This is a genomic window from Gammaproteobacteria bacterium, assembly GCA_032250735.1.
Lineage (GTDB): Bacteria > Pseudomonadota > Gammaproteobacteria > SZUA-152 > SZUA-152 > SZUA-152.
This window is the reverse complement of sequence record JAVVEP010000013.1, coordinates 1-25,913: the sequence shown is the minus strand read 5'-3', so window position 1 is coordinate 25,913 and position 25,913 is coordinate 1. Positions and strand designations below refer to the sequence as shown.

The following is a 25,913-nucleotide window of genomic DNA, read 5'->3' as shown; positions in this document are numbered from 1 at the left end:
CGGTTTGCAAAGTGAATGGATTTTAAAATGCTGCGGGCTAGATACGGTTATTTATTGCGCTGGCTGCGCACAAACGCGACAAAGCGTTTTACCCATGGGTTGCCCTGTACGTTGCGCATGTGGCTGTAATTGGCCAGCACGTTGCGGTACACAATGCCGTCGGATTCACCATCGACGCCGTGTCCCCGCAGTACACGATAGGCGAAACGTGTGTTTTTTGCGAGCGCCCCCGGAGCGGAGTAATGGAATTCGTGGGCGTGGATGATGGCCTCGGCCGCCTGTTCTCCTTCCTGCCCTACATCGGCGGTCGCCCGCTTTGCCATTGGGCCGCCCGCCCAAAGACCGTCGCCGGTCTCTTTCAGTTTGACGTATCCCCGGCCCTGCGGTCGCGGGTGCATGACAATATCCATGTCCAGTGCCCCCACCATTTGGCACTGCTGGTCGTCCCAGCGCAGGCTGCGGGAGAGGTACATCAGCCCGCCGCATTCGGCGTACACCGGCAGGCCGGATTCGATGGCGTCACGGATGGCCATGCGCAGGGGGCGATTGGTCTCCAGGGCCTGCATCTGAGTCTCGGGAAATCCGCCGCCGATGAACAGGCCATCGATCGCGGGCAGGCTGTCATCGTGCAGGGTGTCAATACCGATCAGCTCGGCACCGGCCTCTCGGAAGGCCTGCAGGTCGTCGGGATAATAAAAACCAAAGGCGGCATCCTGGGCGATACCGATACGGATATCCACGGTCGGCAACGGCGGTGTTGCTGCGGGTGGGAGCTCCGGCAGCGGCGCCTGCCGGGCGATGTGCTGCAGGCGGTCGAGGTCAACCTGTTCGGCAATCCGCCGGGCCAGCTCATCGATCTGCTGTTCCACCGCCTGCGCCTCGTTGCTGGGGATCAGGCCAAGATGCCGTTGCTGGATGTTGAGCAGGGGGTCACGTTGCACCGCGCCCACCACCGGTACGTCGGTGTAGTGTTCGATCACGGCGCGGAGTTTGGACTCGTGGCGACGGCCACCTAATTGGTTGAGGATCACCCCGGCGATGTTGATGTCGGGTTCAAACTGCTGATAGCCCAGGATCAGTGGCGCGATGCCGCGGGTCATGCCCTGGGCGTCGATCACCAGAATGACCGGCGATTTCAGGAGCGTGGCGAGGGCGGCGTTGCTGTTGCTGCCGTCGAGATCGAGCCCGTCGTAGAGGCCCTTGTTGCCTTCGATAAGGCTGATATCACTGCTGTGCTGATAGCGGCCCACGGTGGCGAGAATTTCCGCATGGCTCTGGGTGTGGAAGTCCAGGTTGTAGCAGGCGTTGCCGGCCGCGCGCGTCAGCCACATCGGGTCGATGTAATCGGGGCCCTTTTTGAAGGGCTGGACCCGCAGTCCGCGCTGACGCAGGGCGGCGCACAGGCCGATGCTGAGCGTGGTTTTGCCCGAAGATTTGTGCGCGGCGGAGATAAAGAGTTGGGACATGGCGTCAGACGGATCAGGGCTGAAAACAGGCGGTGGAAAAGACCCCGGCTACCGGCGAGGCCGGCCGGCCTTTGCCGCCGTGCCAGGGCTTACACAGGCTAAATGGGGGTTGTAAACCGGATTTCAACGCGCGGGGACTTTTCAAGCCGCGCTCAGGCGGCGGCGCCGAAATTCTCCTTCGCCCGCGCCTCCCACAGGGCCCTGGCCTGCGCCTCGGCAGTGGCGATGTCAGGGGCGCGGCCCATCATTTTCAGGACGATGGCGGTGGTGCCGATGACCGCACCAATGCCGTATTCGTCGCTGTCGTCACCCTGCCAGGCGGCGCGCAGGCGCTGTACATCCAGCTCGGGATCCTTGACGTGGCGCTTGGTGTACAGGGCGGGCCACTCTTCATCGGACAGTTCGCCATGGTGCACGCTTTGTACCAGGCAGGCGGTATCCGGGTCGCGCTCGATCTCACCGCCATCGCCCTTGATGACCGCCAGGTGGGGCTGTTTGAGCAGCAGGGCGGCCTCCTGGTGCATGGGGCGATAACCAGGGTGGAAGATGCCCTGCATCACGTACTCGGCGTCAAACGGGTTGAGCATGCGGGCGATGGTATGCACGGGTGAACGCAGGCCGAGAATGGGCCGCAGTTCGATGATCGTGTGCAGTTTGGGGCTGAGGTATTCGAGGTCAAGATAGGCAAAACCCGTTGCGCGGATACGCTCGGCCGATTCCTGCAGCGAGGTGCAGGGGGCGATCCCCAGGGCGCTCAGCACATCCTTGGTGTACATGCGCCCGGCGGTGTGGCCGCTGGCGCCGTGCATGAAAATGTTGATGCCGTTCTGCGCCAGCAGCAGGTTGGAGAGGATAAACCATGGCAGGTGGCGACGCTTGCCGGCATAGCTGGACCAGTCCAGATGGACCTCCGGCGCATCCGGGGGGATCACCAGGGTCTGCTTCACCGCACGGATAAAGCCGGCCAGCTCTTCCGGCGTTTCTTCCTTGACCCGCATCAGCATCAGGAAGGCGCCCAGCTGTTCGGGGTGCACCTCATCCGCCAGGATCATGCGGAAGGCCTCGAAGGCCTCGTCCTGGGTTAGCGGCCGCGAGCCGTTTTTGCCTTTGCCGAGGATGCGGACATATTGTGCGAAGGGATGTTCAGTAGCCATCAGAGGAAAGGGCAAAGTGGAAAGAGAAAAGGGACAAGAGAAAGGTCGGTAACGGCGCCATTGTTCCGAACCGTTGCAGGTATGATTGCTATGCAGTTACTTTCATCTTTCATCTTTTATCTTTCCTCTGCTGAATAGTGCGGATCGGTCTGGGAATTGGCCAGACTGAGCGGCAGGAAGCGCAGCACCTTGATGGCGATCATCACCGCGATAAAGGTTACTGCGGTGCCGCCCAGACCCAGGGCGACTTCCGGTGCGCTGGGTGCATAGCTGGCCACCACACCGTCATAGAAACTGCTGCTGACATCCTTGCCCGGAAACAGGTCCATGGGGTAGGCCTGTCCGCCGATGATGATCATGTACATCTGTGACAGGCCGCCAGCGATCACCATGACCGCCGCCGCTGCGGTCCAGCCGATAGAGGCGCGGAAGGCCGGTGCGTAACAGATGATCAATGGAAACACGGTGCCCAGCAGCAGGTAACCGACCCAAAACAGGCCGCTGTAAATATTATCGCCCGCGAGAATGAAATTCTCGACGCCGTGATGCTGGGTTGCGTAGAGGTTGGTGAGATGAAAGATCACCACAAACAGCAATACTGCTGCGACAAACAGGCCCTGCAGACGTTGCAGGCGGGAGACGATATGGCTACCGATCTCGCGGCCGGTCCACTGATAGGTGGCCAGCAGGACGATCAGCATAAAGGCCAGCCCAAACGAAAAGGACATGACCACAAACATGGGGGCCATGATCGCGGCATCATAGTATTGGCGGGCCACGATGAAGCCAAAAATGGAGCCGGTACCGATGGTCAATGCCAGTCGCCAGATAAAGGCAAAAAATCCGGCCACTTTGGAATATTTGTTCATCTTGCGCTGCATCATGGTCCACAGATAGATGATCACAATGGCCAGGAAACCGTTATACAGGATCATATTCCAGGCAAAGATGGACTTGAAGTTGTAGTAGGTCATGGCCACGATCAGGCGGTCGGGGCGACCGAGGTCGAGCACCAGCACCATCAGGCCGCCGATCAACAGGGCAATGGCCAGCAGGCCGGACAGCGGCGCCAGCGGTTTGTACGAGGTCTTGCCGAAAACGGAGGAGATGGATGCGACGTTGAGTGCGCCAGAGGCGGCGACAATCAGGAACACCGCGAACACGTGCGGCATGCCCCAGACGATCTGGTTATTCATGCCGGTGACCCAGTGGCCGTTGTGTTCCATGTAGTAGGCGGAGCCCAGGCCTGCAGCGAGTATCAGGCCCAACAGGCCTAACAGGACGTAGTAGCCCTTGCTGGTACCGTCAATTTCACGAAAGGTCGTTGGTTTCATTTGTTTTTGCTCACCACTGGTTCTTTTTCATATCGTCATTCCGGCACACGCCATTGCGTATCGCCTGAACCTAGTCCTTCTTAGTCCTTAGCACTGTGCTTTAAATACCCTGGTAACGCACGCCCAGATCCAGGCGCAAATCACCGCGAACCTCGGTGGATGCCTCAGTGGCCATGCGTTGGCTGATGTCGCTGCCGGGATCATTCAGATTCCCGAACAGAATGGCCTTTTCCGGACAGGCCTCGGCGCAGGCGGGAATCTCGCCCTTGTCCACACGGTGCACGCACAGGGTGCAGCTTTCGACGGTACCCTTGCCGCGCGGCGAATATTCCTGCTGGTTGGTGATGGTTTCGTGCACAAAGGAGCGTGCCTTGTAGGGGCAGGCCATCATGCAGTAGCGGCAACCAATGCAGATGTGCTTGTCCACCAGCACAATACCGTCGGCCCGCTTGAAGGAGGCGCCGGTGGGGCAGACGTCAACGCAGGGCGGGTGCGCACAGTGCTGGCACATCATCGGTAGCTTGGTGGTGTGTCCGGTTTTCCGGTCACGCAGGGTGACGGCGCGAATCCACTGGGCATCGGTTTCGGGACGCCCGAAGCCGGTGAGGTTATGCTCGTCATTGCAGGCGGTGACACATTTGTCGCAATTATCGGCACACTTGTTGGCGTCGATCAGGAAACCCCAGCGCACCTCACTGCTGACCGCCTGGTCGGCAGGTTTGGCACGTGCCACGCTGGTAAAGAACACGCCAGGGCCGAGGGCTGCAGCGCCCGCAATGGCGGCGCCACCACCAAGGAGTTTACGGCGATAGCTGTCGATCTGATTCTGCTCCGCCGGTTCGCCGGCCTGTTGTTGCGGTGTATTGCTCATAATCTTGCCCCCGTTGCCTTGCGCCCACCCGGTACAGAGGTGTGGCACTGGAAACAGTCAACCTTCACTGCGGCATAGTCATGACACTCGCGGCAGAAATGTTTTGGGTTGCTGACGGATACTGGCGTGTTGTTGGCGTCTTTTACCACGTGACAGGTGAAACACTCTTTCAGACTGTGCTTTTTGGTACGAATACCCTTATGCATCGTCTCGTCACGCTGATGCAGCAACACATCCATGTGGTTCCTGCGCATAAAGTCGGTGTCTTCCACGCACTGTTCTCCCTTTATCGCATCAGGGATATCGGGACGTGGCGCACCGGCCAGAGCCGGTGTCGCCAGCGTGACGAAAATAAACAACGATATAAAAGGACGCCAGTAAGGTTTCAAGCTCATCACTCCAGTACATTTGCCATCGGTATTTCAATCCAGGCCTTATTCACCAAGGCCCATCTGGATATAGCCGGTAGGGCACACGTCTGCACAGATGTGACAACCAATGCATTTGTTGTAATCGGTATCGACGTAACGACCCGTAGTGGACTGTGTTTTATCGACCTTGAACACGGCATCCTGCGGGCAGTAAATCACGCAGTTGTCGCATTCGAAACACATGCCGCAGCTCATGCAGCGTTTGGCCTCGGCGATCGTTTCCTCTTCCGTCAACGCATTCATGCGTTCCTCGAAGTGACCCAGCACCTCTTCGGCGCTCGGCACCTCTTCGGTGCGGACATGGCGTTCTTCGTTTTTGAAATGACCGAGGAACAGCTTGTCAGCGGAAATAATCTGATGCGCGGAGCGGTCTTCGTAATTGTGGATCGCAAAATCCGCATCCGAGGTACCGCGTAGACCACGGTCGATACCGCGTACCTTGGCATCGCCCTCAGGGTCGAAGTGGGCAGGTTCGTGGTGAGTTTCGCGCAACTTGTTCAACAGGTCGAAGTGATGTACATCAACCTTCGGACGTTTACCCTGTTTTTTATGGTTGAGGTAGTGGTCGATGCTTTCCACAGCCACCGATGCCTGGCCAATCACCGTGGTCAGCAAATGCGGCTGCACGATATCGCCCGCGACAAAGAAGCCGGGTTTATTCGGCACCTGGAAATTTGCATCGGCGTCGATCAGGCCGCGCGCGTTACCAAACTCTTCCATGCCTTTCAGGTTGCCGGTTTGACCGATCGCCGAGACGATCAGATCGGCTTCGATATCATATTCAGAGCCTTCGATAGGCGTCATCTTGCTGCCTTCCCACTGCAGCTTGCGCACGCGCAATGCAGTGGCGCGGCCATTGGCGCCCATGATGACGCCGACCGGGTCGATGGAATCGATAATTTCGACACCTTCGCGGGTCGCATCGTCAATTTCATGTTTGGCGGCCGTCATGCTGGAGATGGGGTGGCGGGAAAGCAGTGCAACCTCGGCGCCTTCACGGTTGGCAACACCGACAACATCGTGAGCCGTTTGGCCCAGAATGATGTTTTCCGGGCGATCATTTTCGTGGATATCGGTGATCTTACCGATACGGCGGGCCACCGATGCCACGTCGATGGAGGTATCGCCACCACCGATAACGACCACTTTGCCGGCCACGCCTTTCAGGCGGCCTTGGTTAAAGGCGGCGAGGAAGGCAACACCCGACAGACAGTTGCTGGCTTCGGTAAAGTTGTCCACCGGCAGGTCACGACCGGACTGCGCGCCGATGGCGAATAACACGGCGTCAAACTGCTTTTCCAGTTCGGCCAGGGTGATGTCTTCACCCACGCGGGTCTTCAGGCGGGTTTCCACACCCATCTCGATAATGCGATTCATCTCGCCGTGCAGCACGTCACGCGGGGTACGATACCCTGGAATGCCGTACATCATCATGCCGCCCAGGTCTTCGTGGTCATCGAAGATGGTGCAGGCATGGCCGCGCAGGCGCAGCTGGTAAGCGGCCGCCAGGCCACAGGGGCCGCCACCGATGATGGCGACCTTTTTGCCGGTATCCGGGCCCGGTGTAAATTTCAGGCCGGCATCCAGCGCGCTGTCACCGATGAACTGCTCGACGGCGTTGATGCCCACAAAGTCGTCAACCTGGTTGCGGTTACAGCCATCCTGACAGGGGGCGGGGCAGACGCGGCCCATGACCGACGGGAAGGGATTGGCCTGGGTTGAACGGCGAAAGGCGTATTCTTTCCAGTCGATTCCTTCCGTGGGTTTTTCAATGCCGCGTACAATGTTCAGCCAGCCGCGAATGTCTTCGCCCGAGGGACAGCTGCCCTGGCAGGGTGGAGTCTGGTGTACATAGGTTGGACATTTGTGCGAGTGATCGGCAACAAAGATCTGCTCACTCCAACGGGTGATCTCATGGTCGCCATCCTTAAATTTGCGGAAGGTGTAGTCTTTTTTTACTTCGTCTGCCGGCGTAGCCATAGCGTCAGTCTCCTAATCCACTGGGTGTCGATTGGTTCAAATCGTTATCGTTTATAAAATGGTCGAAATCTAGTCTTTGGTGCCCAGCTGGATGGCGTCGCCCACCACCTGGTGCAAACTGGTAATCATATCCATGGGGAATTGGTACGCCGGCAATGCCTTATTGAACTGGGCCTTGCAGATTGCGCAAATGGCGACCATGGAATTTACATTGTGTTCATCCACCACCTGCTTCAGGGCCTGCATGCGCGGCATCGCGCCCTTGATGCGCAGCTCCAGCAGATCGTCGGTCAACAGGCCGCCGCCGCCACCGCAACAGAAGGTGTTTTCGTGGATGGTTTCGGGCGCCATGTCAAAAAAGTGGTTGGCGGAAGCCTTGATCAATGCGCGCGGCAGAATGAACTGTCCGCCGGGGATGTTACCCATGCGTGAGGCGCGCGCCACATTGCAGGAATCGTGGAAGGTGATGCGCCGATGATCGTTGGCCTCCTTGTCAAGATTCAATGCGCCGCGCTGAATCAGATCGTAGGTAAATTCAACGATGTGCTGTGGTGCAGGATAGCGGGGGTCCAGAAAGTCGAAGGGACCGATCAGGGTATTCCAGAAGCTGTAAGCCACGCGCCAGGCATGGCCACACTCGCCGACGATAATGCGCTTGACGCCGAGCTCTTCGGCGGCATCGCGAATACGCTGGGCAACCTTCTTGAGGTTGTCGCCGCTGCCGATGAACATGGAGAAGTTGGCGGCTTCCGAGGCATATGAGGACAGCGTCCAGCTGATGCCGGCCTGATGGAAGACCTTGCCGTAACCGATGAGCCCGTCAATATGGGGTTCGGCGAAGAAGTCGGCCGACGGCGTGATCAGCAGTACATCGGCGCCTTTAACATCTAACGGATATTTGACGGCGACGCCGGTATCTTCCTCCACTTCCTCTTCCAGGCCTTCCAGCGTATCAAGCAGGGCCGGTTTTGGCAGGCCGAGGTTATTGCCGACGGTCTGCAGCTTGCCGAGGATTTCATTGCAGTATTTCTGGCCTTTGCCCACCGTGTCCATGATGTCGCGTGCGGCCATGGAAATTTCTGCGGTATCTATGCCGTAAGGGCAGAATACGGAGCAGCGGCGGCACTGCGAACACTGATGGAAGTAGCTGTACCATTCGTCCAGTACGCTCTTGTCCATGTCGCGCGCGCCCACCAGTTTGGGAAAATACTTGCCGGACACGGTGTAGTAGCGGCGATAAATGCTGCGCAATAGATCCTGGCGTGCCACCGGCATGTTTTTCGGATCTTTGGTGCCGAGGTAGTAGTGGCATTTGTCGGTGCAGGCGCCGCACTTCACGCAGCTGTCGAGAAAGGTGCGCAGGGCCCGTGAGCCATCCACCAGTTCTCCCAGACGGCTAACGGCTTTTTGTTCCCAGTTATCCACCAGCTCGCCGGGGAAGCCGAGTTTTTCATTGTGGACGGCCTTGGCCACATAGGGGCTACTATGAGCCATCGTGTCCGCCTCATATTTGGGCGTATCGATGATCTCGATATTGTTGAATAGCTCGGGTGTGTCGAAGTCGGCTGCCACGTTTAAACCTCGTTTTTATTCTGCCGTCCAGCCCGCCGTATGGCGAACTTCGCGGGGGTTATCGACCTGGTTACGCGTTGGCATGAAAAACAGCCCTGGTACGTGCAGCAGTTTGCTGATGGGAAATATCACCATCAGGATGATCACCAGACTCAAATGGAGTAACACAAAACCGTCGCTGGGGAGTGGTTGCAGGTCGAAATACAGCAACCCTAACATGTAGGTCTTCAGCGCAACGATATCGGTGTGTGCAAGATACTTGATGCCCAGACCACTGAGTCCGATGGCCACTAGCAGTGCTAACATCAGGTGGTCAGACAGATTGGTAATGTAGCGAACGCGGTCAACCAGAAAACGCCGCGCCCACAATCCGCCCAGGCCAATCAGCATGGCAAAGGCGGCATACTTGCCGAAGGGTTGAATCAGGGTGACAACGGTCCACACGGGTTCCTGGAAATAGCGCAGGTGACGCAGTAGCACCAGGGCCAGGGCGACATGAAACACCCAGCCGAACAACCAGATCCATTTGTTGGACTTGAACAGACTTTGAAAGACCGTGACCTCTTTGGTCATGCGCCAGACCACGCCGGATTTGGTGGTGGGGGCGGGTGTGGTGGGGATCTTGAGTGGCGCAGGTGTGCGCGAATAAACCATTATTTTGCGTGCCAGTCCGCCAATTAGTAGCAGTGCTGCAGCATAAAACAAGATGGCAAAAACCACTGAAAGCGTCATGAGTAAACCTGTGGTTAACAAAAGGGTTTAATTAATGAATCTTGATTGCTAACAAGCTGCAAATAAAAATAAGCGCGCTATCGCGATACAAAACATTGTCGATAACAGACTGATTTTTAGTAACGTGACCTGTTGTGTGGTGGTTCGCTAACCGGGCTGGCAAATAAAACCAGCCCGGTCAGATAGTGCGAACAACTCAGTGCTGCGTAATTACACGCAACCGGTAGGCTTGGGCAGACCGGCAATCTTACATGCCTGCTTGGCAGGGCCGTAAGGGTACAGTTCGTACAGATATTTGCTGTTGCCTTTGTCCTTGCCCAGTTTTTTGCCGATGGCCTTGGTCAACACGCGAACCGCAGGCGCAATCTGGTATTCTTCATAATATTCACGCAGGAAGTTCACCACTTCCCAGTGACTGTCGGTCATTTCAAGACCTTCTGCTGCGGCGATGGCTTTGGCAACATCCATGTCCCATTCGTCACGGTTTTCCAGGTAACCTTCTTCATCGGTCTCGACGGTTTTGCCAGCTACTTCTAGGGCCATGTTAATCTCTCCTTCAGTTTATTTTCAGTTAATTTTGGTTGGATTTGCTTAATGACTAAAATGCTAGAGCCAGGATTGTGTTATGCCGTGTTCTGCAACCAACGTTACAAAACCGCTATAATCAACCACTTTGACGCCATCTATAATGCGGCCTTCATCAATTCCTCGCGCCTTGAGGTCGGGCCCCATGACATAAAAAGAAATATCGCCCATTGCATCGGATACCATTGCCGACTTTTGTGTGCCTTTCATGGCACCGTAAACGCCATCTTCGATCATGAGGACGGCGTTGCCTTTCGTCGCGTGTCTGATCGCTGATTCCAGCGCATTGCGATCGAGAGGCGATTTGTTTACCGTGTGTAGCTGTGACATGTATCTCTTCCTTCTTTAAGCTCGTTTAAGCTCGCGTTCAATCTCGAATTAGAAGCTCAGTATGACGTCGGACTGTTCCATGATTTTGGCCAGCTCGGCTGCGGATACCACTTTGATGGAATCCTTTTCGGCATAATCGTCATCTTCGTCTTCATAGGTCAGAGCTTGCAGGTCGTCGAGGCTTAGACCGCGCGCATCCAGGGACTCTTGCTCCACATAGATTTTGTTGACGTCGTAATCGCCCAGTGCCCGGTAGGTGGGTGAAAAGTTCTTCATGCCTACCTCGTCGGTAGCCTGGCCTTTGGTGAGCTGATAGACGCCATCGTCCAAAAAGGCGAGGGCGACATCCTGTTCAAAGGCGGCGCCGATCAGCACCACTTCCAGTGATTCCAGCGCGTAAATGGTTCCATAGGGAGCCTTACGATTGACGTATAAAAATTTTTTCGTTTCAGACATTGCTTACTTCCCCTAGTCGCCAAAGGTGACCAAACGGTCACTCTGGATGCCGGCTTCGATTAACTGGCCCAGGCCGGAAATGCGAAAACCCGGTGCGATGTTGTCGGCATCTTTGCCATTGCGCTTGGCCTCGTCGGCATCTGCGATACCGCGACGCTGGGCGGCGGCAACGCATAACACCAGATCCAGATTGTGCGCTGCGGCCAGTTCCGACCAGCGGTTGATCACATTACGATCATCCGTTGGCGGCGTCGACAGGCGAGTGCCGTTGTTGACGCCATCGTGGTAGAAAAAGACACGAAAACATTCGTGTCCATTCTCCAGAGCCGCTTTGGTGAAGTTATAGGCCGTGTCCGACGCCTGATGCGTGTACGGGCCTTCGCTGATCATTACAGAAAATTTCATAGTTTACGCTTAGCCTCTTGTAGACGTTAGAAACGGATATGCGTCGAGGCATTGAGCGTTTTACGGGCACCGGTCCAGTTGTCGATATGGAACTTGGTGAACGGCAGCTGGGTCAGCTCGAAGAAGCGCGGCCAGCCGATGCGTTCGATCCAGTCACCAATACGTTCCCAGTCTTTGGCATCATTCTTATAGGTATGAAGAATGTTTTTTACGACTGCGGTCACTTCAGGCCAACGGGGTGCATTGTTGGGGATGCCGGCAGCGACCAGTTTGTGGAACATCGGTTTGCTACGGGCATTGGAGTGTTTACCGCCCACCCAGATGGCCAGCTTGGAATGTTCCGGGTCATTGATCTGCATCGGCGGGCAGGGTGGGAAGCAGGCGCCGCAACAGATGCACTTCTTCTCGTCCACTTCCAGTGAAGGTTTGCCGTTGACCATGGCAGGGCGGATCGCCGCAACCGGGCATCGCGCCACCACCGTCGGACGTTCGCAGACGTTGGCGACCAGGTCATGGTTAATCTTGGGTGGCTTGGTGTGCTGCACGTTGATGGCGATATCGCCCTGGCCGCCGCAGTTAATCTGGCAGCAGGAAGTGGTCATGTGCACGCGGTTAGGCATGCTTTCCGTCTTGAACTCCTCGTACAGCTCATCCATCAGTGCCTTAACCACGCCGGAGGCATCGGTGCCGGGGATGTCGCAGTGCAACCAGCCCTGGGTGTGGGAGATCATGGTCACGGAGGGACCGGTTCCGCCCACCGGATAACCGGCGTCTTCAAAGGCGTCGATCAGGGGCTGTACCTTGGCTTCGTCGGTGACGGTCACTTCCATGTTGGAGCGGATCGTGAAACGGACATAACCGTCGGCCAGCCTGTCGATGATGTCACACAGCAGGTTGATCTCGTACGGGCCTAATTGGCGCTGGGTGCCCACGCGCACGGTCCAGACTTCATCACCCGTTTTAGAGACATGATGCAGTACGCCAGGGCGTGGGCGGTCATGATAGGCCCAGTTGCCGTAGTTTTTGATATAGGCCGGGTGCATGTACTGGAAGGGATCCGGTACACCACTCTCGATGGGAAAGCGTGGTTTTGCGCTCATCTGTTATCTCCAATCAAATAATTTGTTGATGCGTTGTTTAGCGTGCAAGTACAGTCTGCTCAGGCGAGCCCAGGGGTTAGCCTGCCTGCCGCTCTTTCCACTTCTCGGCTTCTTCGTCCCAGGTATCCATGCGCACATAGCTGCTCTGACGTGCCTCGGAGATCATGTTGGGATCGACATCGACATTGATGCCTTCGAGGAAGTTGACCAGCCCGATGCGGTCGATGGTTTCGCCCACGCGCTCGTGCTCCAGGGCGTTTTCTGCCCAGAAATCAATGATTTCCTCGGTAAGCTCAACCAGGCTTTCGTAATCCTCTTCGGTTTCCAGCTTCTTGAAGGGGATCAGCACGGTACCCATGGTGTCGCCGATCTTGAGGGTGCGTTTGCCGCCCAGCAGGATGGTGACGCCGTGGTCGTCGCCGGGTGACAGGGCGCGGGTCATGACGTTGATGCAGTGCATGCAACGCACGCAGTTGCGGTTGTCCACGGCCAGGGTGTCGTCGTCATTCAGTGACAGGGCGCTGGTAGGACACATATTCACTACGCTGTCGATGACGTATTTGCGGCCTTTGGCAGCAACAAATTTCTTCACTTCGTCCTGATCGACTTTCATGTCATCGCGCCAGGTACCGATCACGGCAAAGTCGGAACGCTGGATGGAGTTCATGCAGTCATTCGGGCAACCGGACACTTTGAATTTGAATTTGTAGGGCAGGGCGGGGCGATGCATGTCGTCAAGGAAGTTGTTCACCAGCATCCGGTGAATCTTCTGTTCATTGGCGCAGGACTGTTCGCAACGGGCTGCACCGACGCAGGACATGCCGGTACGGACGCAAGGGCCGGCGCCGCCGAGATCCCAACCGTAGTCATTGATTTCATCAAAGAAGGGTTGGACATTGTCAGAAGTTGTACCGATGAACATGATGTTGCCGGTCTGGCCGTGGAAGGCGATGAGGCCCGAGCCGTACTTGTTCCAGGAGTTGGACAGCTGACGCAGCATGGTGGTGCTGTAGTGGTTACCGGCGGGTGGCTGCACGCGCACGGTGTGGAATTCCTTGGATTCGGGGAACATGGGCTTGCCATTTTCGCCCATCAGCTCGGTGAAGCGGGGAATGATACCGCCGCCGTAACCCAGTACGGACACGGTACCGCCTTTCCAGTAACCGAGACGGGTATTGTAAGAGTGTTCGAGCTGACCCAGCAGGTCGACCATCATGTTGCCGTGAGTCTCTGCCATGGCCAGACGCTTGAGGCCGGTGACGAAGCTTGGCCACGGGCCGGATTCCAGCGTGTCGATCATGGGGGTGTCATGGAAAGGTTTGGTCGACTTTTTCTCCTTGGGGAGATAAGTGCTGTGTACTTCAGGATTCTTCGGTGTTTGCTCGGCCATGGCCCAGTTCTCCTCGTTTGAATTCAAACTCGTTCGACATTTTGCGTACCGATCAGGGTGACGCACCGCCTGTTACTTTCTTCACTCTACCCGCTGGTCGGCATGGAGAGCGCCTTACAATGATTCGTTTCGTAGCAATGAAGTGTATGAGACAGACGCCAAGGTGCAAATTGACCAGAAGGGGAAGGGACTTTGCGTAGCGGCTATCCCTTTGGTGATACTGCCCCTGTTGGAGCTGGACGCGGGACCCCTCGGCCTGCTAGATCCGTCCGGTATGCATGGCCAATTCGGGCCCGCAACGCGATGTCCCGGGATATTATCCCTCGCCTGTCTGTCTATAACTGCCTGTCTATAGCTATCTGTCTATAGTTGCAGAATGATGGCCCATGCTCGTTGATGTTGCCTTTCGGCATTCATCTCGAACGGTATATGCAACCACCCATCAGGATACTGTAGACTATTTCTCTAAATATTAACAGACGCTAATATGATTATATGGTAATTTTAAGATGTGGTCCGTTGTAGGTTATAAGCCCGTCAGGCGATGTGATGTCGGCGCCCTGGCGACGATGCTTTAATGGATCACACTACATATGTCATATGTTGAAAAATATGTCGAAAACAGGCTGCAATAAAATGGTCGATAAGCTGAATCCCGTCATGGATGGAAATCCCTTTGCGTTGGGCGACGAACGCGCCTATGCCGCGTGGCGTGAGCAGAAATTGTCGTCTTATCCACACGACCTGGAGCAGCTGGTGGTGGAGGTGGCCGATCCGTTTGACTTGACCGACGCCGAGCGCAGTGCCCTGCGCCGGAGCTGTGCCCGCGCCAATATGGCGGTTTATGTGAGCAAAGGGCCTCGCGATGAGCGGATATCGGACAGCTCGGCGGTGGCCCGCATGGGGCGGCAATTTGGCCTGTCGCGTCTGGACCAGAATCTCTACGCCGAGGATGACGGCATCTCTGCCCTGCAGGTCTCCGCCCAGCCACGCCAGCATGAATATATTCCTTATAGTAATCGCGCCATTAGCTGGCATACCGACGGTTACTATAATCCGCCATCGCGCACCATTCACGCCATGGTCTTGCACTGTGCCCGCCCGGCAGCACGGGGTGGCGAGAATGCCCTGATGGATCATGAGATGTTGTATCTGCAGCTGCGTGATGAAAACCCGAACCATGTTGCGGCCTTGATGCAGGAGGACGTGATGACCATTCCTGCCAATATCGAGGCCGGCACCGAAATTCGTCCTGCCCAATCCGGGCCGGTATTTTCAGTGGATCCCCACAGCGGCCATTTGCACATGCGGTACACTGCACGCACCCGGTCCATAGTGTGGAAAGCCGATGCCGATACACAGGCGGCGGTAAAATGTGTCGAGCGGCTGTTGACGGAGCAATCGCCATATTGTTTTAAAAGGCGTCTCGCCGCCGGTGAAGGCATTATCAGTAACAATGTCCTGCATACCCGCAGCGCCTTTGAGAATGATGCGGATGCTGAAGCGGGGCGATTGATGTATCGCGCCCGTTATTATGATCGAGTGTTGTGACCGAATGCTATGATCACGTGGTATAACCGGATGTAGTAGGCGAACCGCCGGATCAGCTTTAAATGGTACCTTTATTTGCATCGACAACATCAACATTGGGAATCACGATGATTTATCTGAGTGAATTATTGATCCAGAATCCACACTACGAATCGTTTGAACAGTTGCTGCAGCTGATTGACGAGAAGGCCAAGCAGGGCGAGATCCATCTCAAGATCGATATCAAGCCCAGCTATCCCGATACGCCCGGCAACTGGGAAGACAAGGTAGAAGGCGCCTTTGCCGGCGTGCATTCTGTGATGGGTGCCTATAAAGGCTGTACCGAAGAAGACTAGGGGGATGCCCTGCATCCTCGAATGTGCATTGAGTCGGCAGGCCGTGATCGCCGCGCGGGCCTGAGTGAGCGAGAAATATTATGAAATATCTGGATGACAATATGGGCATGCGGGATGCGGACAGTGGTGATGAGGCCGCTGTCTCGATTCCTCAATTAGAACATGATCTGGCGACTGCGCGTCAGGAGCTGATGGAGCTGCCGGCAGGCTATCAGCCGGTACAGCGTGCCGCGGTATTGCTGCGTATCGCCGAAATTCTGGTGGAGCTGGCGCGGCGTGAAGAGGCCTTTGATACCGCGCGCGAAGCCTTTGATGTGTTTGTTGCCGGGCAGGACTGGGAATCCGCCGCCGCTGCCTGCAATGTCATGTTTCTGGCCGATCAACCCTATTCACTGGCGGCCCTGGGGCAGGGCGTCTGGCTGGCGGTGACCTTCCCCATTGATGTCGAATTGTCGGTTGCCCTATTGCAACACATTATTGATGAAACGCCGACGGATTCCGATGGCGCGGCGGTGGCCGCGATTGTTGCACGCTATCTGGTTGATCTGAGATCGGAAGGCAAACAACGCGACAATTTACTGTTATTCACCAACCATATGCTGGCAACCGTCGCGCGGCGTCACAGTGAGGTGGAAAAGCAGGAGCAATTTGATTACTGGCTGGACAAGCTGGAACTCAAGGAGCCGGAAAAATTTCTGCCACGATTGCGTAATGTCGTGGATGTACTGGTGCAGGATGACTGGTGGGTGGATCGTGATGCGATCTGGGCATCATTGCCTGACCAGTAAAACCCAATGAAATCTATTAAAGGTTAGACATGTACTGGCAAGACGACGAACAGCCGCAAACAGTCAACACGGATAATGCCGTGGTGGATCTGGTGTTCGGCCTGAACTGCCGCAGCCTGCCGGTAGACCATGTTTATGCATTGTCCCAGGCCGTGCAGGCAAGCCTGCCCTGGCTGGTGGATGAGCCCGAGGCCGGTTTGCATGCCATTAATGTTGCCACCTCTGGTAACGGCTGGATCAGGCCCGAAGACCCCAATGCCCTGCTGCATCTGTCGAAACGTACGCGCCTGGAACTGCGTGTGCCCGCACATCGCGTCAGTGATGCCAAGATCTTGGAAGGCGCCGTGCTGGATGTGGCGGGCAATACCCTGGAAGTAAAGTCCGCCACCGAGCGCCCATTGGTGACCCTCACCACCCTGTTTTCTCGCGCGATTGCCACCGATCAGGACATGGCGGTAGAGGAACAGGTGCTGGACTGGGTCTATGCGCAGCTGCAGGCGCTGGATATCAAACCGCGTAAAATGATGTGCGGTACAGAACACTTTATTGGTACGCCCGATGCCCGTATTCGCACCCGCAGCCTGATGATTGCGGGACTGGAAGTGGACGAATCCCTGCGCTTGCAGCAGAAGGGCATAGGCCCCTATCGGCATCTGGGCTGCGGGCTCTTTATTCCGCATAAAGGCATTGATGATCTACGCAAGCAAAATGATTAATTCCTGGTTTTTTTAACCCTGGTTTTTTAACCTCTGATCTTTAACCCCGGATTTATTGACACCCACTAACTTTCAACAATTGACCAATAAAGGAGAGCAAAGAGCATGGCTATTGAGATTGACGGTAAGAGCATTGAAACGACTCCCGGCGGCTACCTCATCAATCATGAAGACTGGAGCAAGGCCCTGGCGGAGCATGTTGCCAGAGAAGAGGGCGTTGAACTCACGGATAAACACTGGGACCTGATTGAGTATTTGCGGGACGAATACATCAATAACGCCGGTAACCAGCCCAATACCCGTGCTATCGTCAAGGCGATGTCCGAGAAATGGAACGAAAAGATTGGGCAGAAAGATATTTACGAACTGTTTCCCAAGGATCCGAGCAAGCAGGGTGGACGTATTGCCGGCCTGCCGGAATCGCGTCGCAAGGGTGGCTATTGATTGTTAGCCTGCTCGCGTAAAAAAGGCCCGTCATCGACAGATGCCGGGCCTTTTTTATTGGCGATACTTAACAGACTCCTACACCTCGCTCCACATCCGCAACAAGTTCACGTAGGAGTGGTCGACCTGTTGGGTTTCCAGTGCATCGGGATCGCGGCCCAACAGGGTGTTGCGGGCCTGATCCAGCTCATACAGCAATTCACGTTGGGCGGGGTCGCGCACCATGCTCTGTAGCCACACGATCGCCGCCAGGCGCTCACCGCGAGTAATCTCCGCCACCCGGTGAACACTCGCTGAAGGATAGATCACCGCAGACCCTGCCGGCAGTTTCACGGCCTTTTCGCCATACGAGGTACTGATGATCAACTCCCCCCCGTCGTAGTCCTCGGGCTCATTGAGAAACACGGTGACGGAGACATCGGTGCGAAACTTCTCCGCGCCGCCCCCCATGATCGGATCGTCCACATGATTACCGTAGCGCATACCCTGGGTGTAACGCGCAAACACCGGCTGGGCCACCCGATAGGGCAGGGCGGCGCTACGAAAATCGGCATTCTCCGCCAGACTGCCCATCAGCAGATGATCGAGATACTCCGCCTGCTGTGTGCCCTGTTTCATTTCCTGGTTGTTCTTGACGCGGCTCGCGGCCAGGCCGGCGCTGTGCTTGCCATCGATAAAACTGACCTTGGCCAGCATCGCCTGGATATTGCTGAGTTTGCCGGCATCGAGGATATTGTCGAGTTGGAGTAGCATGTGATCCTTCCGCAGGTGCTGGCCGTGGGTGGCCGGAATCGTGAGTCCGGTTTGTAAGGCCCGGGGTGATCGATATAGGCCCATTCAGAGCAGGGTTTTCGCCTTGGCCTTGGATGAAAGCCTTATATTTTATCTTATTGATTTTATTCAACCTGGATCTGTGGTTTAAACGTGGATGCATGGTGCAAGATATTGATTCCACAGGGGTTTCAAAAAATATTAGCTTCACCCTTAGGTTAAGCGGGCATTTTTTGATCCGCTGTGGACCAAATCGCCAGGAGCGATTTGGCGCGTAAGCCCCGTAGGGGTGAACCACATGGATGTGGTGAACAATCAAGAGTTTGTGCCAGGCGCCGCGGTTAAGCCACGGATTCAGGTTAAAGTTAACAAACTTGTTCGGTAGCGGGCCGATTTCGAGGCTAAAATGCCGGTATAGCTGCGAGTAGAAAGTATGAATTTGTCGCCGCGTCGGGTCAAATCAATGCCCTGGACTGGGGGCCTGAATCAATTAGCGTGTCGTTTTTCACATTCGTCCTCTATAGGTAGAATGTATAGGTGGAATGGAGTGAGAAAAACGGATTGCAAAATCGTTTCGATAGGGTACCATAAGCATAATCTAATTTACTGTAATTCAAACGACGAACGACCGGGAGAAGAATCGAATGAACCAAGACTATTACGCCGCCATTGATAAAATGGAAAAAGCCAGCGTTTCCCGTGAATATATTGTTGGTTGGGCCAGTGGTTATCTGCAAAATCCAAAAGTGGAAGAGCAGCGTGTGAATGACGCCTACGAAGCCGGTTATGCCGATGGCGAAGACAAGAACAGTGACAATTTTTCGGAATGGGTAAATAAATAAGCCGCACCGTTTCAACTGTCGAAAAGTTGTCGAAAAAAAGGGCCACTCAATCTGAGTGGCCTTTTTTTTGAGCGGAAATTTTGGTATCGACCTGGGCGCAGCTAGCTGTTTTCGTCCGCCAGCTTGTACCAGCGTCGGGCCTCGAGCTCATCCTTTTCCACCCCCTGACCATTTTCGTACATCATGCCCAGGGTCATCTGCGCGCCGGGAAGCCCCTGCTCTGCCGCACGGCGAAACCACTGCACCGCCATAGCCTCATCCTTTTCGACCCCTTCCCCGTACAGGTACATCACCCCCATGCCATGCTGTGCGTAGGCGTGATTCTGCTCGGCGGCGGCGCGCATCCAGCGGATGGCGGCCTCGGTATTCTTGACGCGGCCCAGGCCGTTTTGCAGCATCATGCCCATGCGATATTGCGCCTCCGCGACGCCCTGGTCTGCGAGGGTGGAAAGCAGGCGCATTGCGCTGGTGAAATCTTTGGCTTCGAAGGCGGCGATACCGCTTTGTAACTCCAGGTCTGTATCGTTCATGGATGTACTCATTGGTGTGTGGTGGGTTGCGGGGTGTAGTGGTTTTGGGATTACGGCGGGTAAAGAGCCTGTTAAGGATTCGTCAGCAACAGCGCCTCAATGTCCGCGGCCAGCGAAGTCCGGTGTGTATCGTGCAGGGCAAGGATCTGCCGGGCCAATGATAGCCAGCGCTGGGGACCATGCTGGCCGAGCCGTTTGAGGGGTTCGAGGTTACCAGACTCGGCCCATGCCTGATAGGCCAGTACGGCCTGTGGAAACAGTTCCCGGCGCATGCCCGTAAAATTGGCGAAATAGTAATGCAGGGAGGCCGCGTTTTCGGTCTCCAGCAGGCGGGGCAGGGTGGTGAGGCTGTCGGCCAGATGATCGCGCACCGCGCGGGCGATCAGTTCCGCCTGTGAACGTGGCAGCTCACTGAGCAGGGCCTGCCATTGCGGCCCCAGCAGTCGCTGTGCCTGGGCCTCGCCAGTCTCATGAAGGAAGACGGATTCCAGCTCGTTTTCGGTAATCCGGTCCAGTATCGATTCCATCGCCTCACTGTGCGCGCCGGGAGAGAACTCGCCCGCCGTTTTGATGATCGCATCGAGCTGGCCTTGCGGGGCATAACACGCCAGGGTGCGGGCGACGGGTGACTCCGCCGGCCTTTTCAACAGCCATTCCTCTATGCGCTCCCAGATCGCGCGTCGCAAACACTGTTTGCGGATAAAGACGGTGTTGTCCTGAAACATGGCCGGGGGCGCGACCAGGTCGCGGGCATATTCCTCCGAGGATACCAGCAGGGTGATGCCGTGTTGCGTTTCCTTTTTCTCCAGTTTGCCCAGGAAAAAATAGGGTTTATGAAACACCCCGATGCCGCCACTGTAGACATAGCCCAGCGGATTCAGGCGTTGATTGATGGCCGCGGACTCGAAGGGCCCGAATGACTCGTCGCCAATGGTGATCGCCGAGAGCGGCAGGGAGTCCAGTGCATCCCACTCATGTTCGCGTTGGGTCAGCCAGATACCCACGGCCTCTTTGGGTAGCGATTGGGACTGGGGGATCGCCTTCTCCCAGCGATAGTACTCGCGCATCTTCAGCAGGAAGACACACAGGGTGTAATGCCCGGCGTACTGGGCATCGGAGATATGGCAGTTTTTTTGAACCGACTCAGTGAGTGCTTTTAAATCGAGCATGGGTGACCTCAACTTACACCTGAATCCGTGGCTTAACCGCGGCGCCTGGCACAAGCTCTTGATTGCACAGCGGATCAAAAAATGCCCGCTTAACCTAAGGGTGAAGCTAAGATTTTTTGATCCCCTGTGAAACCAATATCTTGCACCCTGCATCCACGTTTAAACCACGGACTCAGGTTACAGTCTAGCGAGCCTGAGGGTGACTGCAAACCACCAAATTATAGGGCTTTTTGCCACCTCCGGCAGGTTGGGATGAGCGCCGCAGACACCATGAGAGGGCCGATAAACTACCTTATCTGCGCCCGCGGATTTACAATAGCCGCAGTGATCCATTAACCGGGGAAAGATATGGCAGTAAGACTCAAGACACGTTGGCATCGTTCCAAACGCTCGGCGCGCAATCGTGAAGGTTCTGCCCGGGAAAAGACGCAGGCGAACCTGTGCAGCGTGGTGGCCATCAATATCTGGAAGCTGGCCAAGGAGGCTTTCACGCGCATGGAAAAGCAGAACTTCCGTTTTCGCGAAGACACCCAGGCCATTGATGTGATCGCCGAGTTCTGTATCTTTATGCTGCACATCACCGACCGGATGATCTACGGCGAGGTGCCCGAGGAGGACCGCGCCGTGCTCATCAATGGTATCGCCAACGAAATTGCCACCACCATCGAGACCAACCAGCTTGAGCTGCTGGGGCCGGGTGATTACCGCGCGGCATTTATTGCCCGGCTCAACGACCGTCTGGCGAGTTATGCCGAATGCGGATTTGATGACGACGGCCCCGGCTACGATTTCCTGCGCTATCTGGCAAAAAATGTAGCCGAGATCATGGCGATCAGTGACGACAAGTGGGTGCTGGAACAGGTGATGGATATTGAGGCACCGGAACTGGTCGAGCGCATCCGTCCCGTGGTGCGGGATGTGTTTTCGATAAAGCCGGCCTGAGCCAAAGCATAGCCAGCGCGCCTGAGTAAAGGGCATAAAAAAGCCCCGCAGCCTGAATAGGGATGCGGGGCTTTTTATTAACGGCTGTTTATTGTGCTGTATTGACTACGCCTCAGAAGGCAAGCCAGGACCGCTTGGTCGTCGCTCTCTGTCGTCGCTTTTAGTCGTCACTACCACCGAAGGCGCTCAGCAGATGTAGCAGACTGGTAAACAGGTTGTAGATGCTCACATACAGCGTCACCGTCGCCATGATGTAATTGGTCTCGCCGCCGTGAATCATCGAGCTGGTTTGATACAGGATCAGGGCGCTCATCAGCATCACGAACATGGCGGACACGGCCAGCGACAGCATCGGCATCTGAAAGATCACCGCGCCCAGACCGGCCAGGAAGGCCACCAGGATACCGGCCATCAGGAAACCACCCATGAAGCTGAAGTTCTTGCGGGTAGTCAGCGCATAGCCGGAAAGACCCAGGAAGATCGCACCGGTACCGCCCAGCGCCGTCATCACCGTCTGCGTGCCGTTAGGCATGTTCAGGTAGTGGCCAATGATAGGGCCGAGTGTCAGCCCCATAAAGCCGGTCAGGGCAAACACAAAGCCCAGACCCAGGGCGCTGTTGCTGAATTTCTGGGTCAGGAACAACAGACCGAAATAGCCGACCAGGGTAATGATCAGGCCGGGGTGCGGCAGATTCAGGGCCACCGATGCACCCGCCGTCACGACGCTGAACAGCAGGGTCATCGACAGCAGCATGTAGGTATTTCGGATCAGCTTGTTGGTCGCCAACGCCGAGGACGAGGCGCCGGAGATAACAGTAGGATTCGGATTCATCAGGGGTAAACCTCCACGGTTTGTAGGTGCTAATGTATTGTTATTCAGTCCAATTTGACCAGTGCGGGAGTATAAGTTCCGTCTATATGCGGGTCAAACCCGCTGCATTGCTCTGGCAATAGCCGGGTCGATTCAGTATGATTGCCGGCCTTGCCTGAACTGGGGGCGGATACGTCGATTTCAAGTGGCCGCCCGTCTCAATCAGCGCCGGCAAGGTCACAATGCATCAAACCGGAGAGCTGGCTGAGCGGCCGAAAGCGGCGGTCTTGAAAACCGTTGAGGGGCAACCCTCCGGGGGTTCGAATCCCTCGCTCTCCGCCACATAAAAATGGCCCCGCCTGTCGGGGCCTTTTTTATGCGGCGAAGGGCGGGATCTGGATTTGAACCCGGGTTCAACCGTTTGTCAGGAAAGACAAACGGGACAGCCGCAGGTGGCCGCGTACGATTATATTCTCAATATGATTTCACCTGGCTGGCGCTCAATGCTTACCGACCCGGATTCAATACGATAGGAGAGAAAGCATGCGGGCCTTGGGTTTGATAATACTCGTGCGTTAAAGATGGCATAAACAGTACCCTCACAGCGGGCTGATCGACTGATGAGGCCGGGATGCCCGTCATGTTTAATGCGTGCGCCGATCTGGTGGGTATAGTGGTAATGCTCCGGGTCTATGAGTGAAGGGAAGGCGTCGAGCCTGGGCAGGAAGTTAAGTAAGCCTGCATCAATTCTCACGTTATAAACTTTGCGCTCGCTGATTACGCCTTCAACATCTTCCCAGCCAGCATCTTCAAGTAAGCCTTTGCGCCAGTGGTGTACTGTTTCATAAATACTGGTTTGCAGTGAATCAGTTCCGTACCACACCCCATAGGTACCATCGGAGTATCGTGTCTTCGTCCAGGTGTCGAAGGGATACTTAATCGCTTCATGGTAGGTCGCTTCCTCGAAGGGGCGATCGATGATCGGCTGGTGTGAAGTATGTGTGTGCGGTTTTGCGCCGACTTCTACAGCGGTTGCTAAATCGGCAGTTTCGGGCGTATCGGTAATGTCATCAAACAGGTTTTCTGACACGCGCATGGAGACAATGTTGCGGAAGGTATCATCATGAAAATCCGTGATGGTAATGCCGTCAAAAAGCGTGTCCATTATTGTCCGCGTGCTTTATCAAGATAAGCACGTACCATGTATAAACCAGCGAAACCGTAGTCGGTAATCACATCGGTTGGTGTTTTTCCATCGAAGGCCTTATTGGGCTGCTTCATCCAGGCATAGGCCAATTCGCGATTGTGGGGAAACAGTAAGCGTAAGGATTTGTGGATACCCAGGAGGATGCCGACTCGCTCCAATAAATCCTGGCTGTTGGCCAGGGGCTTTCCGGCCCGGTAGTTAACCAGTGCGGCGCGGTTGCGTGGTGATAAGCCTAATAAGGCCAGCTGATCCCTTGCTGGGAGTTCCCAGTGGGCAAACAGCCTCATGATCATTTTGGCTAATTCAGTGCGATCCTGTTCTGAACGCTCTGTTGTTCTCTGTTTTTGAGCATGTTGAGTAGCGAGCATGGTACACCTCGTTGAAGAACAAGCTGTTACAAAAAGTAACAAGGTTGTTTTTAATATAGCAAAGGCTGTTGTAATTGCAACGCATTGGAGGGGGTATGAAGTGGTCCCTGCGGTTCAAATGTTGCGCAACTTTGGGGAAGATTTGGGATATTCCGGGTGTTTATTCGTCAATGTTACCGGATCCTGTGGAATGAAGAATTCCAGAGATTTCAGGGTTCCTGTAAATGGTTATATAAATAAATGTGATAGAGGATGGCTTGAGCCCGCTTTAGGCGGCCCCGCCGGGGTGGGCGCCAGGGATGGCGCGCATCAATCCCTCGTTCTGCGCCACATTTTTCAATCACTTTCCATCAATTAACATCGCTTTCAGTCCCGTTTAAACTGTAGTGGTCCAGTAATTTTGGCCACAGCGTTGTAGTCATTCCGTATCCTATTGATAGCTTGACAATGCCTATCTTGTTAGTCAGGATTGTCCTTTGTTTGAGGACGGAGGACGTACGGAGTTGATTAATTATGAAAAGTCAAGATATTTTCATATTGCTTAAATTGGTTAGTTTGGATCAGCAGTCCAAGGAATACCTGGACAGTGGAATGGTTCAGCCTGCGAAGGGTTATGTTTATGACTGGGAGGGCTGGGAGTTGGATGAAAATTTTCTTGCTCAAGGATATGAGCAATTGCTTTCAGAAGCTTATTCTAATCGTGGTCTTGCAGCCTCAACCGGGGTAAGTAAATCTGAAGTGAATGCCTCATTGAAACGAAGTATTTCTGTGGGGATGGCCAAGCTGGACAGAAAAAGCGGATTTCCTAAGGCCAATGTTGGTGCGCTTTTAGAGTTTATCGCACATGGAATTAAGTATGTGTACCCAGCTAGACCTTCGGCAATAGTCAGGGGTATCCCGACCTCGATTGCAGCTCCGGTTCTTGAGGGTAAATTGATGACGGCAGGGGAGTACATTTATGTGTGGCCTGATGCTATAGGGAAAGAAAAGGGACAAGCCGTTGAGCCATTGTATAAGACTGTGCCTATGGCAGTTAAACAAGATCCTCGCCTTTATGGGTTCCTTGCATTGGTTGATGCTATTCGCCTAGGTGGAGGTCGTGAAAGCGCTTTTGCTGTTGAAGATTTGGAAAAGAGATTACGGGAATGAATGCTTACAATCAGGCGCAAGGAATGTTAGTGCTGGTGGCAAAGGCGCTTGGTGATGATTTGCTACAGGAGGTTGCCTTTTTAGGAGGTTGCACAACGGGACTTTTGTTAACGGATGAGGTTACTAAAGAAGCCGTTCGTTATACTGACGATGTGGATTTAATTACCCATGTAATCGGTTATCCAGCATGGATTCATTTTCAAAAGAGACTTAGAGCTCGCGGTTTTAAAGAATCAATGGAAGACGATATTAACTGCCGTATGCGTCTTGATGGCTTAATTGTAGATTTTATGCCTGATGATGAAGAAATCCTTGGTTACAGTAATCGTTGGTATAGAAAAGCATTAGAAGCGGCAGAAAAATATGAGTTACAGAAAGATTTAACGATTCAACTGGTCACGCCGGTATTTTTCGTAGCAACAAAATTAGGGCTCTTCAGCAGAATTAGTGGGTAAAAACCACCGGGAATTTTGAAACAGGAAGG

Annotated in this window: 30 protein-coding genes and 1 tRNA gene; 11 read left to right on the top strand and 20 right to left on the bottom strand. The window is 55.0% G+C overall.

Features of this window, described 5'->3' with window-relative positions; genetic code table 11:
• Window positions 1-47: 47 nt before the first annotated feature.
• The 14 genes from RRB22_09115 to dsrA all read right to left on the bottom strand — a co-directional run bounded on the left by RRB22_09115 (window position 48) and on the right by dsrA (window position 13,716).
• Window positions 48-1,466: a cobyrinate a,c-diamide synthase gene (locus RRB22_09115; GenBank protein ID MDT8384562.1), complete on the bottom strand. Its 1,419-nt coding sequence runs from the start codon at window positions 1,464-1,466 to the stop codon at window positions 48-50.
• Between the two features lie 152 nt (window positions 1,467-1,618).
• Window positions 1,619-2,620 carry a glycosyl transferase family protein gene (locus RRB22_09110; protein MDT8384561.1) on the bottom strand — a complete coding sequence of 334 codons (1,002 nt, stop codon included), beginning with the start codon at window positions 2,618-2,620 and terminating at the stop codon, window positions 1,619-1,621.
• 116 nt (window positions 2,621-2,736) lie between these two features.
• Window positions 2,737-3,954 carry an NrfD/PsrC family molybdoenzyme membrane anchor subunit gene (nrfD, locus tag RRB22_09105; GenBank protein MDT8384560.1) on the bottom strand — a complete coding sequence of 406 codons (1,218 nt, stop codon included), beginning with the start codon at window positions 3,952-3,954 and terminating at the stop codon, window positions 2,737-2,739.
• Between the two features lie 100 nt (window positions 3,955-4,054).
• Complete coding sequence (locus RRB22_09100) at window positions 4,055-4,825, bottom strand: 4Fe-4S dicluster domain-containing protein (GenBank protein MDT8384559.1); 771 nt, start codon at window positions 4,823-4,825, stop codon at window positions 4,055-4,057.
• The gene (locus RRB22_09095) at window positions 4,822-5,214 is read right to left on the bottom strand and encodes an Hdr-like menaquinol oxidoreductase cytochrome c subunit (GenBank protein ID MDT8384558.1); all 393 of its coding nucleotides are present in this window, start codon (window positions 5,212-5,214) and stop codon (window positions 4,822-4,824) included. Before RRB22_09095 ends, RRB22_09100 begins: the two co-directional genes overlap by 4 nt.
• Window positions 5,215-5,259: 45 nt before the next feature.
• Complete coding sequence (locus RRB22_09090; protein MDT8384557.1) at window positions 5,260-7,236, bottom strand: NAD(P)-binding protein; 1,977 nt, start codon at window positions 7,234-7,236, stop codon at window positions 5,260-5,262.
• A 69-nt stretch (window positions 7,237-7,305) separates the two neighbouring features.
• Entirely contained in the window at window positions 7,306-8,808 is a 1,503-nt protein-coding gene (locus RRB22_09085) for a (Fe-S)-binding protein (GenBank protein ID MDT8384556.1), read from the bottom strand.
• A gap of 15 nt (window positions 8,809-8,823) precedes the next feature.
• A complete protein-coding gene (locus RRB22_09080) occupies window positions 8,824-9,540 on the bottom strand; it encodes a respiratory nitrate reductase subunit gamma (GenBank protein ID MDT8384555.1) in 717 nt (238 codons plus the stop codon).
• Window positions 9,541-9,750: 210 nt separating this feature from the next.
• Window positions 9,751-10,083, bottom strand: coding sequence for a TusE/DsrC/DsvC family sulfur relay protein (locus RRB22_09075; protein MDT8384554.1), 333 nt, complete (start codon window positions 10,081-10,083; stop codon window positions 9,751-9,753).
• Window positions 10,084-10,146: 63 nt separating this feature from the next.
• Complete coding sequence (gene tusB, locus RRB22_09070) at window positions 10,147-10,455, bottom strand: sulfurtransferase complex subunit TusB (GenBank protein ID MDT8384553.1); 309 nt, start codon at window positions 10,453-10,455, stop codon at window positions 10,147-10,149.
• 48 nt (window positions 10,456-10,503) lie between these two features.
• Window positions 10,504-10,911 carry a sulfurtransferase complex subunit TusC gene (gene tusC, locus RRB22_09065; GenBank protein MDT8384552.1) on the bottom strand — a complete coding sequence of 136 codons (408 nt, stop codon included), beginning with the start codon at window positions 10,909-10,911 and terminating at the stop codon, window positions 10,504-10,506.
• Window positions 10,912-10,923: 12 nt separating this feature from the next.
• A complete protein-coding gene (tusD, locus tag RRB22_09060) occupies window positions 10,924-11,316 on the bottom strand; it encodes a sulfurtransferase complex subunit TusD (protein ID MDT8384551.1) in 393 nt (130 codons plus the stop codon).
• Between the two features lie 26 nt (window positions 11,317-11,342).
• Window positions 11,343-12,416, bottom strand: a complete 1,074-nt coding sequence (gene dsrB, locus RRB22_09055) for a dissimilatory-type sulfite reductase subunit beta (GenBank protein ID MDT8384550.1) — start codon at window positions 12,414-12,416, stop codon at window positions 11,343-11,345.
• 76 nt (window positions 12,417-12,492) lie between these two features.
• Complete coding sequence (gene dsrA / locus RRB22_09050) at window positions 12,493-13,716, bottom strand: dissimilatory-type sulfite reductase subunit alpha (protein ID MDT8384549.1); 1,224 nt, start codon at window positions 13,714-13,716, stop codon at window positions 12,493-12,495.
• Between the two features lie 726 nt (window positions 13,717-14,442).
• On the opposite strand from dsrA, the gene RRB22_09045 reads away from it, so the two are divergent.
• The 5 genes from RRB22_09045 (at window position 14,443) to RRB22_09025 (ending at window position 17,640) form a co-directional block, all read left to right on the top strand.
• The gene (locus tag RRB22_09045; GenBank protein MDT8384548.1) at window positions 14,443-15,357 is read left to right on the top strand and encodes a TauD/TfdA family dioxygenase; all 915 of its coding nucleotides are present in this window, start codon (window positions 14,443-14,445) and stop codon (window positions 15,355-15,357) included.
• Between the two features lie 107 nt (window positions 15,358-15,464).
• A complete protein-coding gene (locus RRB22_09040; protein MDT8384547.1) occupies window positions 15,465-15,692 on the top strand; it encodes a sulfur relay protein DsrC in 228 nt (75 codons plus the stop codon).
• Between the two features lie 80 nt (window positions 15,693-15,772).
• Entirely contained in the window at window positions 15,773-16,480 is a 708-nt protein-coding gene (locus tag RRB22_09035; protein MDT8384546.1) for a hypothetical protein, read from the top strand.
• Between the two features lie 29 nt (window positions 16,481-16,509).
• Window positions 16,510-17,196: a type I-MYXAN CRISPR-associated protein Cas6/Cmx6 gene (gene cas6, locus RRB22_09030; GenBank protein MDT8384545.1), complete on the top strand. Its 687-nt coding sequence runs from the start codon at window positions 16,510-16,512 to the stop codon at window positions 17,194-17,196.
• Between the two features lie 105 nt (window positions 17,197-17,301).
• On the top strand, window positions 17,302-17,640 hold the full coding sequence (locus tag RRB22_09025) for a TusE/DsrC/DsvC family sulfur relay protein (protein ID MDT8384544.1): 339 nt from the start codon (window positions 17,302-17,304) through the stop codon (window positions 17,638-17,640).
• A 78-nt stretch (window positions 17,641-17,718) separates the two neighbouring features.
• Here RRB22_09025 and RRB22_09020 read toward each other — a convergent pair whose 3' ends face one another.
• A complete protein-coding gene (locus RRB22_09020; protein MDT8384543.1) occupies window positions 17,719-18,393 on the bottom strand; it encodes a Fe2+-dependent dioxygenase in 675 nt (224 codons plus the stop codon).
• A 662-nt stretch (window positions 18,394-19,055) separates the two neighbouring features.
• On the opposite strand from RRB22_09020, the gene RRB22_09015 reads away from it, so the two are divergent.
• A complete protein-coding gene (locus RRB22_09015; protein MDT8384542.1) occupies window positions 19,056-19,253 on the top strand; it encodes a hypothetical protein in 198 nt (65 codons plus the stop codon).
• Window positions 19,254-19,354: 101 nt separating this feature from the next.
• Here the strand turns inward: RRB22_09015 and RRB22_09010 are convergent, their stop codons facing one another.
• Both RRB22_09010 and RRB22_09005 read right to left on the bottom strand, forming a co-directional pair.
• Window positions 19,355-19,783: a tetratricopeptide repeat protein gene (locus RRB22_09010; protein ID MDT8384541.1), complete on the bottom strand. Its 429-nt coding sequence runs from the start codon at window positions 19,781-19,783 to the stop codon at window positions 19,355-19,357.
• A 71-nt stretch (window positions 19,784-19,854) separates the two neighbouring features.
• Complete coding sequence (locus RRB22_09005) at window positions 19,855-20,952, bottom strand: hypothetical protein (protein MDT8384540.1); 1,098 nt, start codon at window positions 20,950-20,952, stop codon at window positions 19,855-19,857.
• A 348-nt stretch (window positions 20,953-21,300) separates the two neighbouring features.
• Between RRB22_09005 and RRB22_09000 the strand changes: the two genes are divergently transcribed.
• Window positions 21,301-21,894: a hypothetical protein gene (locus RRB22_09000; protein MDT8384539.1), complete on the top strand. Its 594-nt coding sequence runs from the start codon at window positions 21,301-21,303 to the stop codon at window positions 21,892-21,894.
• Between the two features lie 160 nt (window positions 21,895-22,054).
• Here the strand turns inward: RRB22_09000 and RRB22_08995 are convergent, their stop codons facing one another.
• Entirely contained in the window at window positions 22,055-22,726 is a 672-nt protein-coding gene (locus RRB22_08995) for a Bax inhibitor-1/YccA family protein (GenBank protein MDT8384538.1), read from the bottom strand.
• A 233-nt stretch (window positions 22,727-22,959) separates the two neighbouring features.
• Here RRB22_08995 and RRB22_08990 point away from each other — a divergent pair.
• Window positions 22,960-23,047: transfer RNA gene (locus RRB22_08990), tRNA-Ser, on the top strand.
• Window positions 23,048-23,171: 124 nt separating this feature from the next.
• Here the strand turns inward: RRB22_08990 and RRB22_08985 are convergent.
• Together RRB22_08985 and RRB22_08980 are read right to left on the bottom strand one after the other, a co-directional pair.
• Window positions 23,172-23,870, bottom strand: coding sequence for an RES family NAD+ phosphorylase (locus RRB22_08985; GenBank protein MDT8384537.1), 699 nt, complete (start codon window positions 23,868-23,870; stop codon window positions 23,172-23,174).
• A complete protein-coding gene (locus RRB22_08980) occupies window positions 23,870-24,280 on the bottom strand; it encodes an MbcA/ParS/Xre antitoxin family protein (GenBank protein ID MDT8384536.1) in 411 nt (136 codons plus the stop codon). Before RRB22_08980 ends, RRB22_08985 begins: the two co-directional genes overlap by 1 nt.
• On the opposite strand from RRB22_08980, the gene RRB22_08975 reads away from it, so the two are divergent.
• From RRB22_08975 to RRB22_08965, 3 genes are all read left to right on the top strand, one after another.
• Window positions 24,279-24,638 (top strand): hypothetical protein, encoded by a 360-nt coding sequence (locus tag RRB22_08975; protein ID MDT8384535.1) that lies wholly within the window; start codon window positions 24,279-24,281, stop codon window positions 24,636-24,638. The genes RRB22_08980 and RRB22_08975 overlap by 2 nt on opposite strands.
• Before the next feature lie 155 nt (window positions 24,639-24,793).
• Window positions 24,794-25,429 (top strand): transcriptional regulator, encoded by a 636-nt coding sequence (locus RRB22_08970; GenBank protein ID MDT8384534.1) that lies wholly within the window; start codon window positions 24,794-24,796, stop codon window positions 25,427-25,429.
• Entirely contained in the window at window positions 25,426-25,884 is a 459-nt protein-coding gene (locus RRB22_08965) for a hypothetical protein (protein MDT8384533.1), read from the top strand. The genes RRB22_08970 and RRB22_08965 overlap by 4 nt, the downstream gene beginning before the upstream one ends.
• Window positions 25,885-25,913: the final 29 nt, after the last annotated feature.

Coding starts and splice junctions, on each gene's coding strand:
- RRB22_09115 (MDT8384562.1), bottom strand. CDS start 1,466: ATGTCCCAACTCTTTATCTCCGCCGCGCACAAATCTTCGGGCAAAACC.
- RRB22_09110 (MDT8384561.1), bottom strand. CDS start 2,620: ATGGCTACTGAACATCCCTTCGCACAATATGTCCGCATCCTCGGCAAA.
- nrfD (MDT8384560.1), bottom strand. CDS start 3,954: ATGAAACCAACGACCTTTCGTGAAATTGACGGTACCAGCAAGGGCTAC.
- RRB22_09100 (MDT8384559.1), bottom strand. CDS start 4,825: ATGAGCAATACACCGCAACAACAGGCCGGCGAACCGGCGGAGCAGAAT.
- RRB22_09090 (MDT8384557.1), bottom strand. CDS start 7,236: ATGGCTACGCCGGCAGACGAAGTAAAAAAAGACTACACCTTCCGCAAA.
- RRB22_09080 (MDT8384555.1), bottom strand. CDS start 9,540: ATGACGCTTTCAGTGGTTTTTGCCATCTTGTTTTATGCTGCAGCACTG.
- RRB22_09075 (MDT8384554.1), bottom strand. CDS start 10,083: ATGGCCCTAGAAGTAGCTGGCAAAACCGTCGAGACCGATGAAGAAGGT.
- tusB (MDT8384553.1), bottom strand. CDS start 10,455: ATGTCACAGCTACACACGGTAAACAAATCGCCTCTCGATCGCAATGCG.
- tusC (MDT8384552.1), bottom strand. CDS start 10,911: ATGTCTGAAACGAAAAAATTTTTATACGTCAATCGTAAGGCTCCCTAT.
- tusD (MDT8384551.1), bottom strand. CDS start 11,316: ATGAAATTTTCTGTAATGATCAGCGAAGGCCCGTACACGCATCAGGCG.
- dsrB (MDT8384550.1), bottom strand. CDS start 12,416: ATGAGCGCAAAACCACGCTTTCCCATCGAGAGTGGTGTACCGGATCCC.
- dsrA (MDT8384549.1), bottom strand. CDS start 13,716: ATGATCGACACGCTGGAATCCGGCCCGTGGCCAAGCTTCGTCACCGGC.
- RRB22_09045 (MDT8384548.1), top strand. CDS start 14,443: ATGGTCGATAAGCTGAATCCCGTCATGGATGGAAATCCCTTTGCGTTG.
- RRB22_09040 (MDT8384547.1), top strand. CDS start 15,465: ATGATTTATCTGAGTGAATTATTGATCCAGAATCCACACTACGAATCG.
- RRB22_09035 (MDT8384546.1), top strand. CDS start 15,773: ATGAAATATCTGGATGACAATATGGGCATGCGGGATGCGGACAGTGGT.
- cas6 (MDT8384545.1), top strand. CDS start 16,510: ATGTACTGGCAAGACGACGAACAGCCGCAAACAGTCAACACGGATAAT.
- RRB22_09025 (MDT8384544.1), top strand. CDS start 17,302: ATGGCTATTGAGATTGACGGTAAGAGCATTGAAACGACTCCCGGCGGC.
- RRB22_09020 (MDT8384543.1), bottom strand. CDS start 18,393: ATGCTACTCCAACTCGACAATATCCTCGATGCCGGCAAACTCAGCAAT.
- RRB22_09015 (MDT8384542.1), top strand. CDS start 19,056: ATGAACCAAGACTATTACGCCGCCATTGATAAAATGGAAAAAGCCAGC.
- RRB22_09010 (MDT8384541.1), bottom strand. CDS start 19,783: ATGAACGATACAGACCTGGAGTTACAAAGCGGTATCGCCGCCTTCGAA.
- RRB22_09005 (MDT8384540.1), bottom strand. CDS start 20,952: ATGCTCGATTTAAAAGCACTCACTGAGTCGGTTCAAAAAAACTGCCAT.
- RRB22_09000 (MDT8384539.1), top strand. CDS start 21,301: ATGGCAGTAAGACTCAAGACACGTTGGCATCGTTCCAAACGCTCGGCG.
- RRB22_08995 (MDT8384538.1), bottom strand. CDS start 22,726: ATGAATCCGAATCCTACTGTTATCTCCGGCGCCTCGTCCTCGGCGTTG.
- RRB22_08985 (MDT8384537.1), bottom strand. CDS start 23,870: ATGGACACGCTTTTTGACGGCATTACCATCACGGATTTTCATGATGAT.
- RRB22_08975 (MDT8384535.1), top strand. CDS start 24,279: ATGGTACACCTCGTTGAAGAACAAGCTGTTACAAAAAGTAACAAGGTT.
- RRB22_08980 (MDT8384536.1), bottom strand. CDS start 24,280: ATGCTCGCTACTCAACATGCTCAAAAACAGAGAACAACAGAGCGTTCA.
- RRB22_08970 (MDT8384534.1), top strand. CDS start 24,794: ATGAAAAGTCAAGATATTTTCATATTGCTTAAATTGGTTAGTTTGGAT.
- RRB22_08965 (MDT8384533.1), top strand. CDS start 25,426: ATGAATGCTTACAATCAGGCGCAAGGAATGTTAGTGCTGGTGGCAAAG.